The organism is Bradyrhizobium sp. USDA 10063, assembly GCF_054063735.1.
The window spans coordinates 6,390,360-6,404,775 of record NZ_JBSSGP010000002.1 but is presented as its reverse complement, the minus strand read 5'-3'; the positions used below and the strand labels follow the sequence as shown (position 1 = coordinate 6,404,775).

13 protein-coding genes are annotated in these 14,416 nt (G+C 63.4%); 9 read left to right on the top strand and 4 right to left on the bottom strand.

Features of this window, described 5'->3' with window-relative positions; all coding sequences use genetic code 11:
* The first annotated feature begins 171 nt into the window (after positions 1 to 171).
* From ACVJGD_RS32275 to ACVJGD_RS32265, 3 genes are all read left to right on the top strand, one after another.
* A complete protein-coding gene (locus ACVJGD_RS32275) occupies positions 172 to 1,239 on the top strand; it encodes an acyltransferase family protein (protein ID WP_456637998.1) in 1,068 nt (355 codons plus the stop codon).
* Positions 1,240 to 1,432: 193 nt separating this feature from the next.
* On the top strand, positions 1,433 to 4,474 hold the full coding sequence (polA, locus tag ACVJGD_RS32270) for a DNA polymerase I (RefSeq protein WP_456637997.1): 3,042 nt from the start codon (positions 1,433 to 1,435) through the stop codon (positions 4,472 to 4,474).
* Positions 4,475 to 4,590: 116 nt separating this feature from the next.
* The gene (locus ACVJGD_RS32265) at positions 4,591 to 5,223 is read left to right on the top strand and encodes a LysE family translocator (RefSeq protein WP_456637996.1); all 633 of its coding nucleotides are present in this window, start codon (positions 4,591 to 4,593) and stop codon (positions 5,221 to 5,223) included.
* 157 nt (positions 5,224 to 5,380) lie between these two features.
* On the opposite strand, the gene ACVJGD_RS32260 is transcribed toward ACVJGD_RS32265, so the two are convergent.
* Positions 5,381 to 6,007 (bottom strand): glutathione S-transferase family protein, encoded by a 627-nt coding sequence (locus ACVJGD_RS32260; RefSeq protein ID WP_456637995.1) that lies wholly within the window; start codon positions 6,005 to 6,007, stop codon positions 5,381 to 5,383.
* Between the two features lie 191 nt (positions 6,008 to 6,198).
* Here ACVJGD_RS32260 and pyrE point away from each other — a divergent pair, with 191 nt between their 5' ends.
* Together pyrE and ACVJGD_RS32250 are read left to right on the top strand one after the other, a co-directional pair.
* Positions 6,199 to 6,762 (top strand): orotate phosphoribosyltransferase, encoded by a 564-nt coding sequence (gene pyrE / locus ACVJGD_RS32255; RefSeq protein ID WP_456637994.1) that lies wholly within the window; start codon positions 6,199 to 6,201, stop codon positions 6,760 to 6,762.
* A 171-nt stretch (positions 6,763 to 6,933) separates the two neighbouring features.
* Positions 6,934 to 7,710, top strand: coding sequence for a DUF2865 domain-containing protein (locus tag ACVJGD_RS32250; protein WP_456637993.1), 777 nt, complete (start codon positions 6,934 to 6,936; stop codon positions 7,708 to 7,710).
* Positions 7,711 to 7,729: 19 nt separating this feature from the next.
* Here the strand turns inward: ACVJGD_RS32250 and ACVJGD_RS32245 are convergent, their stop codons facing one another.
* Positions 7,730 to 8,161 (bottom strand): hypothetical protein, encoded by a 432-nt coding sequence (locus ACVJGD_RS32245; protein ID WP_456637992.1) that lies wholly within the window; start codon positions 8,159 to 8,161, stop codon positions 7,730 to 7,732.
* Between the two features lie 178 nt (positions 8,162 to 8,339).
* Between ACVJGD_RS32245 and ACVJGD_RS32240 the strand changes: the two genes are divergently transcribed.
* Entirely contained in the window at positions 8,340 to 8,624 is a 285-nt protein-coding gene (locus ACVJGD_RS32240) for a GIY-YIG nuclease family protein (RefSeq protein WP_456637991.1), read from the top strand.
* Positions 8,625 to 8,671: 47 nt separating this feature from the next.
* Here the strand turns inward: ACVJGD_RS32240 and ACVJGD_RS32235 are convergent, their stop codons facing one another.
* A complete protein-coding gene (locus ACVJGD_RS32235; RefSeq protein WP_456637990.1) occupies positions 8,672 to 8,902 on the bottom strand; it encodes a hypothetical protein in 231 nt (76 codons plus the stop codon).
* 306 nt (positions 8,903 to 9,208) lie between these two features.
* Here ACVJGD_RS32235 and ACVJGD_RS32230 point away from each other — a divergent pair, with 306 nt between their 5' ends.
* The 3 genes from ACVJGD_RS32230 to rocF all read left to right on the top strand — a co-directional run bounded on the left by ACVJGD_RS32230 (position 9,209) and on the right by rocF (position 13,879).
* Positions 9,209 to 11,734 (top strand): glycogen/starch/alpha-glucan phosphorylase, encoded by a 2,526-nt coding sequence (locus ACVJGD_RS32230; protein ID WP_456637989.1) that lies wholly within the window; start codon positions 9,209 to 9,211, stop codon positions 11,732 to 11,734.
* A 249-nt stretch (positions 11,735 to 11,983) separates the two neighbouring features.
* Positions 11,984 to 12,799 (top strand): acyl-CoA thioesterase, encoded by an 816-nt coding sequence (locus tag ACVJGD_RS32225; RefSeq protein ID WP_456637988.1) that lies wholly within the window; start codon positions 11,984 to 11,986, stop codon positions 12,797 to 12,799.
* Between the two features lie 111 nt (positions 12,800 to 12,910).
* Positions 12,911 to 13,879, top strand: a complete 969-nt coding sequence (gene rocF, locus ACVJGD_RS32220) for an arginase (protein WP_456637987.1) — start codon at positions 12,911 to 12,913, stop codon at positions 13,877 to 13,879.
* Between the two features lie 74 nt (positions 13,880 to 13,953).
* Here rocF and ACVJGD_RS32215 read toward each other — a convergent pair whose 3' ends face one another.
* Complete coding sequence (locus ACVJGD_RS32215; protein WP_456637986.1) at positions 13,954 to 14,319, bottom strand: hypothetical protein; 366 nt, start codon at positions 14,317 to 14,319, stop codon at positions 13,954 to 13,956.
* Positions 14,320 to 14,416: the final 97 nt, after the last annotated feature.

Below are 14,416 nucleotides of genomic sequence, written 5' to 3'. Positions count from 1 at the left end.
CGCTTGCTATCGTTAACGATTCCACAACTCCCGTCAGCGTCTTAGAACATTTGCCGGCCAGGAGGAAACGGCAAAAAAGCAGGCACGAGCGGCATGTCATTTGTATGAATAAAGGCGATAGCAACCGATCCGCCCGAAGATGCGCCAAATGCGCACCGAAACAGGACAGCCATGACTGCAAACGGCACAACTTTCGCGAGCTTGCGTTCCAACGCCTCGCCGGGCGAGCGCGTCGATTGGGTGGACTACGCCAAGGGCATCTGCATCGTCATGGTCGTGATGATGCATTCGGTCCTGGGGGTGGAAGCCGCCGCCGGCGAGACCGGCTTCATGCATGCGTTCGTGATGTTCGCAAAACCGTTCCGGATGCCGGACTTCTTCCTGATTTCGGGCCTGTTCCTCTCGCTCGTGATCGACCGTGACTGGCGGACCTATCTCGACCGCAAAGTCGTCCACTTCGCCTATTTCTATGTGCTGTGGGTGACGATCCAGTTTGGGTTCAAGGCGCCGGCCTTTGCCGCCGAAACGAGCTGGAGCCATACCGGCTATCTCTATCTCGAATCCTTCATCGAGCCGTTCGGCACGCTGTGGTTCATCTATCTGCTGCCGATCTTCTTCGTGGTCACAAAACTGACACGCAACGTGCCGCCGCTTGCGATTCTGGCGCTGGCCGCCGGACTTGAGATGGCGCATGTCGTGACCGGCTGGACCGTGATCGACGAATTCTGCTCGCGCTTCGTCTATTTCTACGCCGGCTATCTCTTTGCGCCCTACGTATTCAAGCTGTCGGACCGCGCACGTTCCGCGCCGATGCTGGCACTGGGCGGGCTCACGCTGTGGGCGCTGGTCAATGGCACCCTGGTGATGGCGGGGGTGAGCGAATGGCCGCTTGTTTCACTTGCTCTGGGATTTGCGGGCGCCTTTGCCATCGTCGTGACCGGCACGCTGCTGGCGCGGATGCACTGGCTCACTGCCTTGCGCTTCTGCGGCGAGCATTCGATTGTGATCTATCTCGCCTTCTTCCTGCCGAAGGTGATCGCACGGGTCGGCCTGCTGCGCAGCGGCGTGATCCACGACATCGGCCTGATCTCGCTGCTCGTCACCATCACCGGCCTCATCGGCTCGCTCGTGATCTGGCGCGTGGCGCTCGCGCTCCGCGCCAACTTCCTGTTCGAGCGCCCCGCCGCATTCTGGATCGCGCCGAAGAAGACGGCGCCTGCTCTCCAGGCGGCCGAGTAACGCACGCCGCCGTCATTGCCCGGCTTGACCGGGCAATCCAGTATGCGGCGACCTCTCCGCATGCGTCGGCTGCCCTGGAATACTGGATCATCCGCTTTCGCGGATGATGACAGCGGGGGATAGCCGGGCCGGCGGACCAAAATTCCACCCCCTCAAGGCTGTCATTTGCTGCAAAAATCCCTAAATTTCGGCCATGCCGAAAACAGCCTCCAAGACTCCAGCCAAGACAGCCCCGAAAGCCGCCCCCAAGCCCGTTGCCGCCAAGGCCCCGGCCAAGGGCGACCATGTGTTCCTGGTCGACGGTTCCTCCTACATTTTCCGCGCCTACCACGCGTTGCCGCCGCTGAACCGCAAGTCCGACGGGCTGCAGGTCAACGCCGTGCTCGGCTTCTGCAACATGCTGTGGAAGCTGCTCCGCGAGATGCCCGAGGACAATCGGCCGACACATCTCGCCATCGTCTTCGACAAGTCCGAGATCACCTTCCGCAACAAGATCTATCCGGACTACAAGGCGCACCGGCCGCCGGCGCCCGATGACCTGATCCCGCAATTCGCGCTGATCCGCGAGGCGGTGCGCGCCTTCGACCTGCCCTGCCTGGAACAGGTCGGCTTTGAGGCCGATGACCTCATCGCGACCTATGTCCGGATCGCCTGCGAGCGCGGCGCGAGCGCGACGATCGTGTCCTCCGACAAGGACCTGATGCAGCTCGTGACTGACTGCGTCACCATGTACGACACCATGAAGGATCGCCGCATCGGCATTGCCGAGGTGGTCGAGAAGTTCGGCGTGCCGCCGGAGAAGGTGGTCGAGGTACAGGCCCTGGCCGGCGATTCCACCGACAACGTGCCCGGCGTCCCTGGCATCGGCGTCAAGACTGCGGCGCAGCTCATCACCGAATATGGCGATCTCGAATCCCTGCTCGAGCGCGCCGGCGAGATCAAGCAGCCGAAGCGGCGCGAGGCGCTGGTCGAGAATGCCGAGAAGGCGCGTATTTCGAGGCAGCTCGTCCTGCTCGACGACAAGGTCGAGCTCGAAGTACCGCTTGACGACCTTGCCGTGCATGAGCCCGATCCGCGCCGGCTGATCGCCTTCCTGAAGGCGATGGAGTTTTCGACGCTGACCCGCCGCGTCGCCGAATATTCGCAGATCGACCCCTCCGATATCGAGCCCGATCCCGGCAACAAGAGTGGCGCGAGCGTGTTCACACCATTGCCGCCATCGGGTGTCGAGCCTGCCCCGGGTCCCGGCGCGTCCGCGCAAGCCCCGCCTGCCGCCAAGGAGCGCACCAAGCCCGCGGGCAAGGAGGACAAGGCCTCGAGCCTCAAGGGCACGCCGATCGCGCTGGCGGAAGCGCGCGCCGAGGCGGCGCGCAAGACCAAGATCAATCGCAGCAAATACCTGACGATCAAGAGCCTCGATCAGCTGGGCGCGTTCATCGCGCGGATCCACGATACCGGCCATGTCGCGGTGCAGGCGAAGGCGAATTCGATCGATCCGATGCAGGCGGAGATCTCCGGCATCGCGCTGGCACTCGGCCCCAATGACGCCGCATATGTCCCGCTCGCCCATAAGCAGGCGGGCGGCGGCAGCGGGCTGTTCGACGCAGGGCTGGCGCCGGACCAGATCAAGTTCGAGCAGGCGATCGACGCCCTGCGGCCGATCCTTCAATCGCGGGGCATCCTGAAGGTGGGCTTCGACGTCAAGTTCAACGCGGTGATGCTGGCGCAAGCTGGCGTCACGCTGCGCAACTTTGACGATGCGCAGTTGATCTCCTACGTGCTGGATGCCGGCCGCGGGTCGCATGCACTGGAATCGCTTGCCGAGCGCTGGCTTGGACACGCCGTCCTGACCGAGAACGGCCTGACCGGCAGCGGCAAGAACAAGCTGACGTTCGATCAGGTCGCGATCGACAAGGCGACGGAGCATTGCGCCGAGAGCGCCGACGTGATCCTGCGGCTGTGGCGCGTCTTGAAGCCGCGGCTGGTCGCGGAGCGGATGGCGACAGTCTATGAGACGCTGGAGCGGCCGCTGGTCTCCGTGCTCGCACGGATGGAGCGGCGCGGCATCTCGATCGACCGCCAGGTGCTGTCGCGCCTGTCAGGCGATTTCGCCCAGACCGCGGCGCGCGTCGAGGCCGAGATCCAGGAGATCGCAGGCGAGCCGATCAATGTCGGCAGCCCCAAGCAGATCGGCGACATCCTGTTCGGCAAGATGGGATTGCCCGGCGGCTCCAAGACCAAGACCGGCGCGTGGTCGACGACGGCGCAGGTGCTGGACGATCTCGCCGAGCAGGGCCACGAATTCCCGAAGAAGATCCTGGAATGGCGCCAGGTCTCGAAGCTGAAATCAACCTATACCGACGCGCTGCCGACTTACGTCAATCCGCAGACCCACCGCGTCCACACCACCTATGCGCTGGCGGCGACCACCACAGGGCGACTGTCGTCGAACGAACCGAACCTGCAGAACATCCCCGTGCGTACCGAGGACGGAAGGAAAATCCGCCGCGCCTTTATCGCGACGCCCGGGCACAAGCTGGTATCGGCGGATTATTCGCAGATCGAGCTGCGCCTGCTGGCGGAGATCGCCGACATCCCGGTGCTGAAGCAGGCGTTCCGCGATGGCCTCGACATTCACGCCATGACGGCGTCCGAAATGTTCGGCGTGCCGATCAAGGACATGCCGAGCGAGGTGCGTCGCCGCGCCAAGGCAATCAATTTCGGCATCATCTACGGCATCTCGGCGTTCGGCCTCGCCAACCAGCTCGGCATCGCCCGCGAGGAGGCGTCGGCCTACATCAGGAAGTATTTCGAGCGCTTCCCCGGCATCCGCGCCTACATGGACGAGACCAAGGATTTCTGCCGCCGCAATGGCTACGTCACCACGCTGTTCGGCCGCAAATGCTACTACCCCGATATCAAGGCCAGTAACGCCTCGGTGCGCGCCTTCAACGAGCGCGCCGCCATCAATGCGCGCCTGCAGGGCTCGGCCGCCGATATCATCCGCCGCGCCATGACCCGCATGGAGGATGCGCTCACCGAGAAGAAGCTATCGGCTCAGATGCTCTTGCAGGTGCATGACGAACTGATCTTCGAGGTGCCGGATGACGAAGTCGTGGCAACGCTGCCGGTCGTGCAGCACGTGATGCAGGACGCGCCATTCCCGGCCGTGATCCTGTCGCTGCCGCTGCAGGTCGACGCCCGCGCCGCCAACAATTGGGACGAGGCGCATTGAGCTCTCGCTGTTGTCGTCCGGCCGGACGACGACGGCAAAAATGCTCTCGGAGCAATTGCGCAATGGAACCGCGGCGCGACGCACGTTAGAAACGTGCATCCTTCCGCGAGTCCTCTATGCCCCACACCTCCGCTTTGCTCGGTTTTGCGCTGCTCTCGTTCGGCATGGTGCTGACACCGGGGCCGAACATGATCTACCTGATCTCGCGCTCGCTCACACAGGGACCGGCAGCGGGGATCGTGTCGCTCGGCGGGGTGGCGCTCGGCTTCGTGTTCTACATGCTCTCAGCGGCGTTCGGCATCACCGCGCTGTTGTTCGCGATTCCCTATGCGTATGACGCGCTGCGCTTCGCCGGCGCAGCCTATCTGTTGTGGCTGGCGTGGCAGGCGCTGAAACCCGGCGGACGTTCGCCGTTCCAGGTGAAGAAGCTGCAGGTCGACAGCCCCCGCAAGCTGTTCGCGATGGGATTTGTGACCAACCTCCTGAACCCGAAGATCGCGATGCTCTACCTGGCGCTGCTGCCGCAGTTCATCGATCCCACAGGCAGCGTGCTGATGCAGTCGCTCGCGCTCGGCGCGATCCAGATCGCGATCAGCGTCAGCGTGAACGCGATGATCGCGCTCGCCGCCGGCTCGATCGCGCTGTTCCTCGGCACGCGGCCGACCTGGCTCTTGCTGCAGCGCTGGCTGATGGGCACCGTGCTGGCGGGACTCGCAATGAAGATGGCGTTTGAGGCGCGACGGGCGTGAGCTCTTCTCTTAACCTCTCCCGCTTGCGGGAGAGGTCGGCGCGCAGCGCCGCGTGAGGGCTCTCTCCCCACACTCGGAGAGCGTAATTTGCGGAGACACCCCCACCCCAGCCCTCCCCCGCAAGCGGGAGAGGGAGCGCAGCGCGCAAGCGGCAAGCTCAATCCAGCTTCGCTTCCATGCCGCGCTTCACGCCGGGACGGGCCATCAGCTTGTTGTACCAGCGCTCGACATTGGGGAAATCGCCGAGATTGACCTTGTGCCGCGGGTGGCGCCAGGCCCAGCCGAGGATCGCGAAGTCGGCAACGGAGAGATCGCCGGCGACGAAGTCGCGGCCTTCCAGCCGGCGGTTCAGGACGCCGTAGAGGCGGAGCGTCTCGGTCATGAAACGCTTCAGGCCGTAGGCGCGGTCATGCTCGTTCTCGAGCGCGATGAAATGGTGCACCTGGCCGGGCATCGGCCCAAAACCGCCCATCTGCCACATCAGCCATTCATAGACGGGGATACGCTCGATCAGGGGCTTGGGCAGGAATTTTCCAGTCTTCTCGCCGAGATAGAGCAGGATCGCACCCGATTCGAACACGCTGACCCGCTTGCCGCCGGGTCCGTCCGGGTCGACGATTGCCGGGATCTTGTTGTTCGGGCTGATCTCGAGGAAGGCGGGCGCCATCTGCTCGCCCTTGGTGATGTTCACCGGGATCACCTTGTAGGGCAGCCCCATCTCCTCCAGCGCAACCGAGATTTTGCGGCCGTTCGGCGTGTTCCAGGTGTGCAGCTCGATGGTCATTTTCGCTTCCCCCACAATCGTTTGAGGCTTCCCTAGCGCGGAACCGGACGCCCTTACAACCAGCCTTTGCGAATATGGATCCCGCGCCAGATGCGACGCCGCGCGCTGTTGACGGCCTGTTTTCGGCGCTGGAATCTCGGCATGACCGCCGATAGATTGCGCGCCACCGTAAAACGACCCGGAACGCCGCCTTGTCCAAATCAGCCGCCCGCGCCCGCCTCGCCGAGATCATCCGCAAGCGCTCCTTCGGGCGCGGCGAGATCACGCTGGCCTCGGGCCGCAAGAGCGATTTCTACTTCAACCTCAAGCCGACGATGCTGGATCCCGAAGGCGCGACCCTGCTCGCCGAACTCACTTACGAAGCGCTGAAGGACGACCATCTTGATTTCGTCGGCGGCCTCGAGATGGGCGCCGTGCCGCTCGCGGGCGCGATCGCGCAGCTCTCCTGGATCAAGGGCCACCCGATCGCGGCGTTCTTCGTGCGCAAGAAGCCCAAGGAGCATGGCGCGAAGCTTGCGGTCGAGGGGCTTGCCAAAGGCGAGACACTGCAAGGCAAGCGCATCGTGATCGTCGAGGACGTCACCACAACCGGCGGCTCGGCGTTGAAGGCGGTGGAAGCGGTGCGCGAGGCCGGCGGCGAGATCGCGCTGGTCTTCACCATGATCGACCGCGAGGAAGGCGCGACGGAAACATTCGCCGAAGCCGGCTTGCCGTTCCGCTCGCTGTACAAAGCGGGCGAGTTCCTGAAGAGCTAGTGTTGCGGCATTGGTACACTGCGCCAAATTACGCCTCGCTCCATAGTTCTTCCGCAATCAACTGCTCGTTTACCATCCGACACTAGGGTGAATCGCGCGGAGACGACGTCTCGGCACTGTTGGCTCTGTCGGGTGGAGTTGGCGTTGCGTAGAGGGTTTGCTGATCGGCGCATGCAGCGCCATCTGTCGCTAGTTGCCGCCACCCTCGTTGGCGCGGTGACGCTCGCGCCAGCGCAAGTCTCGGCGGAAAACCTGCTCGATTTCTTGTTTGGCGGCGCGAAGCAGCAGACGCGACAGGGGCAGTCGCAACCCAATTTGTTCGATCCGTTCGGCCTCAACCAGCAGCAGCCGCAGCAGGCCGCGCCGGCGCCGCGCGTTGCAGGTTCCGGTCCGGCCTTTTGCGTCAGAAGCTGCGACGGCAAATATTTCCCGCTGACCTTGCGCGGCAGCGCGACACCGGTTCAGCTCTGCCAGGCGTTCTGTCCGGCGAGCGCGACCAAGGTTTATTACGGCGGCAGCATCGACGGCGCGGCCTCCTCAACCGGCGAGCGCTATGCCGACAGCGAGAACGCTTTCGCCTACCGCAAGTCGCTGCGCGCGGACTGCACCTGCAACGGCCGCGATCCGGCGGGCCTCGCGCCCGTCGACCTCGCGCTCGATAGCTCGCTTCGCGCCGGCGACGTGGTCGCCACCACCGATGGCCTCGTTGCCTATACGGGCGTCCGGGTCGGCAACAACCAGAGCGCCGACTTCACGCCGGTCGCCTCCTACCCCGGTCTCACTTCCGAGCTCCGCGCCCGACTCGGCGAGATGAAGGTCGCGCCGGTCACGGCCGACACGGTCGGCGAAGCGCCGCCGCAGCCCGAGACCAGCCCTGACACCGCACCGCCGGTCACCGTTGTGCCGAAATCGACCGCGCCGAAGGCGAAGCGGGCAGAGATCAATTAATCCACGGTCATTGCGAACTTCACCGCCCGACGATCACCCCGATCACGTTCGGCGCGGCGAGATATTTCTCCTCGATCGCCGCGCGCGCTGCGGCGCGGTTTTCCGGCGTCAGCAATCCGCGCTTTTCGGCGAGGATCATCCAGCAATAGCCCCACCAGTCCGTGAGCATGCCCTGGTCGTCAACGAGGTCATAGCCATGCTCGGCGGCAAAGATGCGCGCATGCGCTTCATCCAGCGAATCGAGCCAGGCGTGATCTTCGGCCGAAAACAGGTCGTCGCTGATGTCGTCGATGGTGTAGCCCCAGATCGACATGCAGACCGCGTTGAACTCGCGGTCGATCTGGTCGTCATCGACCCATTGGCGACGGGACGCCTGATGCAGGCGCGACAGCGAGCGCGCAAAGTCGGCGATGCGGGTGAGCGCGAATTGATCGAAGGCAATGGTGGACATGTAGTCCTCGCGGAAACGGACAGGCCATAGATGTTGTGTCGGCAGCGCACCGAATCACAATGATATCAGACAGTTGCTAAAGTGTTCTTAATTTGTTCCTATGCTTCCACATGGTCGTCCCGGCGAAGGCCGGGACCCATAATCACGAACGTTCAATTGTCGCGAGGTCGAGCCGACCATGAACGCCTACTACGTTTATATCCTTGCGAGCCGCCGCCACGGCACGCTCTACATCGGCGTATGCAACGACCTCGGCAACCGTCTCGCGCTGCATCGCTCCGGACGGGGATCGGAATTTGTCAAGAAATATGGCGTCACCCGTCTCGTCTACATGGAAACGTACACATCGCCGCAAGAAGCGATTGCGCGCGAGAAGCAATTGAAGACTTGGCGACGCGACTGGAAAATTCGGCTGATCGAAGAGAACAACCTCGATTGGGCTGATCTATCGCACCTACTCTAAGCCCTGTGGGTATGGGTCCCGGCCTTCGCCGGGACGACGAAATCCTTTCACATCGCCGACAGCATCTTGTCGCCACAATAGTTCGCGTAAAACCTGCCGCCGCATTGCCGCTTGATGGCGGCGCAGCGAGCCGCAGGCGAAGCGTTTTGCGGGATGCTGAAGCCGCAGGCCAGCGCGTCGGCGCTGCGTCCGGTCTTGCCGGCGGCGAAAGCGGCGCTGGTGACGGTGATGCAGACGATGAACAGCACAGCGGCTGCGATTTCGATCAGCAGTCTCATGGTGCCCTTCTCTCGATGATGGTGATCATGCCGCCTAATGTGTAATCATACCACCGAAGCGCCTTGCCTCGAGGCGGCAAAATCGGCCCGGTCCTTGCATAAAATCATACCAGCGCGGTGCACAACAACCGGCTGGGGCAGTTCCGGTTGAAGTGCAAGACGCGTATCATTTGTTATCTAGAGCATGATCCGGAAAAGTGGAAACCGGTTTTCCGAAAAGATCATGCTCAAACGAAGAGATTAGATCATGATCCGATTGCGTCTGATCGGATCATGGTCGAGTCCCCCAAGTTCAGGATTGCCGCGTTGCAAGAACAGTCTTTCTCAGGAAGCTATCCGGCGCTCAGTCAGCCGATCGATGAATTGGCGCTGGCCGAGATCAAGGGTGCGATCCTCGCCAAGCTGAGGCTGGAGATCGGCAAGGACGCCAGCATGGCGACCAAGCGCGACTGGTACAAGGCGGCGGCACTCGCGCTGCGCGACCGCATCACCCATCGCTGGCTCACGGCGGAAAAAGAGAGCTACGACGCCGGCGCCAAGCGGGTTTATTACCTTTCGCTGGAATTCCTGATCGGCCGGCTCTTCACCGACGCGCTCAACAATATGGGCCTGCTGCCGGTGTTCGAGGCAGCGCTCGGCGACCTCGGCGTCGGCCTCGATGAACTGCGCAAATGCGAGCCCGACGCGGCGCTGGGCAATGGCGGCCTTGGGCGCCTCGCCGCCTGCTTCATGGAGAGCATGGCGACGCTGGCTATCCCCGCCATCGGCTACGGCATCCGCTACGATTTCGGCCTGTTCCGCCAGATCATCAACCACGGTTGGCAGCAGGAATATCCGGACGAGTGGCTGGGCTACGGCAATCCCTGGGAATTCCAGCGGCCGGAAGTCGTCTACAACATCCATTTCGGCGGCACCGTCGAGCATACCGACGACCGCGGCCGCGACATCGCCGTCTGGCACCCCGCGGAAACTGTGGAGGCGATGGCCTACGACACCCCGATCGTCGGCTGGCGCGGTCAGCGCGTCAACGCGCTCCGGCTGTGGTCAGCACATGCGCCGGATCCATTAAAACTCGACGTGTTCAACACCGGCGACTATGTCTCCGCCAGCGCCGAGCAGGCGCGCGCCGAGGCGATCTGCAAATTCCTTTATCCGAACGACGAAAGCGCCGCGGGGCGCGAGCTGCGCCTGCGCCAGGAATATTTCTTCGTCTCGGCCTCGCTGCAGGATCTGGTCAAGCGGCACCTTGCGGCCGACGGCGGGCTCCGCAGCCTTGCCATGAAAGCGGCCGTACAGCTCAACGACACCCATCCGAGTCTGGCCGTCACCGAGCTGATGCGGATCCTGGTCGACCTGCACCATTTCCGCTGGGAAGAGGCGTGGAAGATCACGGTCGCCACGCTGTCCTACACCAACCACACGCTGCTGCCGGAGGCGCTCGAGACCTGGCCGGTCGAACTGTTCGAGCGGCTGTTGCCGCGACATCTCGAGATCATCTACCGCATCAATGTGCAGCACCTTGCGCTCGCCGAAGAGCGCTGCCCCGGCGACATCGAATTCCGCGCTTCAGTGTCGCTGATCGACGAGAAGTCGGGCCGCCGGGTGCGGATGGGGCAGCTTGCCTTCGTCGGTTCGCACCGCATCAACGGTGTCTCGGCGATGCATTCCGACTTGATGAAGGAGACCGTGTTTCACGATCTCCACCATCTCTATCCCACACGCATCACCAACAAGACCAACGGCATCACCTTCCGCCGCTGGCTGATGCTGGCCAATCCGAGATTGACGGGCCTGCTGCGCGACGTCTGCGGCGAAGCCGTGCTCGACGATTTCTCGCTGTTCGAGCGGCTCGAGTCGTACGCCAGCGACAACGCGTTCCAGCAGCAATTCCGCGACGTCAAGCGTCACAACAAGGTGCTGCTGGCGCGGCTGATCGGCGAGCGCAACCGCATCAAGGTCGACCCTTCAGCGCTGTTCGATGTGCAGATCAAGCGCATCCATGAATACAAGCGGCAGCTCTTGAACATCCTGGAAGCGGTCGCGCTGTACCAGGCGATCAAGGATGAGCCACAGCGCGACTGGGTGCCGCGCGTAAAAATCTTCGCCGGCAAAGCGGCGGCGAGCTACCGCTACGCCAAGCTGATCATCAAGCTCATCAACGATGTCGCCGAGGTCGTCAACAGTGATCCCGCGATCAATGGTCGGCTGAAGATCGCCTTCCTCGCCGACTACAATGTCAGCCTGGCCGAGGTGATCATCCCCGCCGCCGACCTGTCCGAGCAGATCTCGACCGCCGGCATGGAAGCCTCCGGCACCGGCAACATGAAGCTCGCGCTCAATGGCGCGCTGACCATCGGCACGCTCGACGGCGCCAATATCGAGATCCGCGACCATGTCGGCGCCGAGAACATCGCGATCTTCGGCATGGAAGCCGGCGACGTCATGGTCCGTCGCAAGCAGGGACTCGATGCCAGCGACCTGATCGGCCGCTCGCCGCGGCTGGCGCGCGCCATCACCGCGGTCGAGAGCGGCGCGTTCTCGCCGGGAGATCCCGCGCGCTTCGCCTCGATCGGCCATGCGCTGCGCTATCTCGACCACTACATGGTCAGCGCCGATTTCGATTCCTATTACGACACCCAGCGCGGCATCGACGCGCGCTGGCAGGTGGTGCCGGCGTGGACCCGGGCCTCGATTCTGAACGTGGCGCGGATGCCGTGGTTCTCCTCCGACCGCACCATCCGCGAATACGCCGAGGACATCTGGAACGTGCCGGTAAGGCCGCCCGCGCCGCGCACGCTCAAGGAGCAGGCGCAGTGGGGAGCCAAGCGCTAGATCGCGGGACACGCCGTATCCCCTCATGGTGAGGAGCCCGCGCAGCGGGCGTCTCCGGACGATGCTTCGCATCGCCTTGAGAACCATGAGGCCCCGACCGAGCCTGCCGCCATCCTTCGAGACGCCTGCTGCGCAGAATGAGGGCTGGTGTTCTGAGGACCACTACCTCCGACGTTATTGAATTCCGCCGAGTAGTCGCGATACTGCGGCCGTCGCGCATCTTCGTTGCGCGCGCAACCGAGGATTCATATGCTCACCAAGACCCCGCATTTGTTCGACGACGCCACCGCGATCACTGCCGGCGACAGCCGCTGGCAGGGGAAGACCAGTGACGATTACTGGGCGTTTGTCGGCCCGTTCGGCGGGGCCACCGCTGCGACGATCCTGCGGGCCCTGATCGACCATCCGCAACGCGCCGGCGATCCTCTCGCGCTCACCGTCAATTATTGTGCGCCGGTCGCGCAAGGCGCCTTCGACCTCGATGTCCGCCTGGTGAAGGCCAACCGTTCGAGCCAGCACTGGTCCGTGGAGATGACTCAAGGCGGCGGCGAGGTCGCGACGCTTGCGACTGCGGTGTTCGCCGAGCGTCGCTCCTCCTGGTCGCATCAGCAGGCGAGGTTTCCGGACGCAACGCCGTTCGAACAGACCCTGCCCTATCCCAAAATGGCGGCCTCGTGGGTCAAGCAATATGACTTCCGCTTCGTCGAGGGCGAGCCGAAATTCGGCACGCCCTCGAGCGAAGCGCCGGACGCTTACTCAAAACTCTGGATCTCCGACCGCGTGCCGCGCAAGATCGATGCGCTATCGCTGACGGCCATGTCGGACGCCTTCTTCGGCCGCGTCTTCCACGCCAAGCGGGAACTGGTGCCGTTCGGGACGGTGTCGCTGACGACCTATTTCCATGTCGACGCCGCCGACCTCGCCGCCGAGGACATCACCCGCGTGCTGGCGGCGGCCGATGCCAAGATCTTCCATAAGAGCTATGGCGACCAGAACGGCGAGCTGTGGTCGCCCTCCGGCCGCCTGCTCGCCACCACGACGCAGATCGCGTACTTCAAGGCGTGAGCGAGAAAGCGTAGGGTGGGCAAAGCGAAGCGTGCCCACCACTTCTTGCGGAATGTCGATGGTGGGCACGCTTCGCTTCGCCCACCCTACGATTTGAGAGAGCGCCGCCTCATGTCCGAAGCTGACAACTCAAATCCCTCGCGGATCGCGCTTCTCGGAGTGCCCATCGAGATCGGCGCCGCGCAGGCCGGCACGCTGATGGGGCCGGCGGCACTGCGCACGGCGGGCATCGCGCGCGTACTCGAACAGTTGGGATTTTCCGTCGACGACCATGGCGACCTCTCCATCCCGGCGGTGGTCTCGGACGGGCCGGTGCCCGCGAATACGAAGTTCTATGACGAGGTGAAGACCTGGATCCGACTGGTCTCGGAGCGCGCCTATTGGCTGGCGCAATCCGGCGCGCTGCCGATCTTCATGGGTGGCGATCACTCGCTCTCGATGGGGTCGATCAATGGGGTTGCGCGCTTCTGGCAGGAGAAGGGCCGGCCGCTGTTCGCACTATGGGTCGACGCGCATGCCGACTACAACACGCCCGACACGACGATCACCGGCAACATGCACGGCATGTCCGCCGCCTTCCTCTGCGGCGAGCCCGGGCTCGACAACCTGCTCGGCGGCCTGCCGCGCGCGTCGATGTCACCTGATCAGCTCGACCTGATCGGCACCCGCTCGATCGACCCGCTGGAGCGCAAGCTGTTGCGCGAGCGCCGCGTCGCCATCGCCGACATGCGCGCCATCGACGAGTTCGGCGTCGCCGTGCTGATCCGCCGCGTGATCGATCGCGTCAAGGCGAAGAATGGCGTGCTGCACGTCTCTTTCGACGTCGACTTCCTCGATCCTTCGGTCGCGCCCGGCGTCGGCACGACGGTGCCGGGCGGTGCGACCTACCGCGAGGCCCACCTGATCATGGAACTGCTGCACGATTCCGGACTGGTACGGTCGGTGGACATCGTCGAGCTCAATCCCTTCCTCGACGAGCGCGGCCGTACCGCGCGGGTCGCGGTCGAACTGATCGGCAGCCTGTTCGGGCTGCAGATCACCGACCGCCCGACACCGACCAACGCCGTGCTGCCCGACTGAGTTGCGAATAGCGAATGGCGAATAAGAAGTCATTGCAGACCTAATTCGCTACTCGCCATTCGCTATTCGCCTTTTCAAGTATCCTGCGTCGCATTTCCCGTGATGAGTGACGTATTGCCCGACACGGGATCGGTGACGACGTTCCTCACTTGCGCATTGCCTTGCGAGGCAAGAGTGAACTTGGTGTCGCCGATCCGGAACGAATTGTCCTTGATCAGCACCTGCTGATACTGGACGGTCGCGCCGTTCTGATATTTCACCTGGGCGCGGAATCCGTTCACCTGCGAAATGCTGAACTGGAATTTCTGGCCATTCGAATAGGTGCCGTCCCAGGTGCCCTGGTAGCTCGCGGGATCGACATTGACATAGGTCGTATTGGAGGGCGTCGACAGCGACGCCGAAGCGTAGGAATTCTGCAGAATGCTCATGATGTCGCCCATCGTGCGCGCCGTGCTCCATTGATCGAGATGCGCGAGTTACGGGCGAAGGCGGTTAACGGGCGCTTGCGCAGTGTTTCCGGATGTTGCTGGCTGTGAT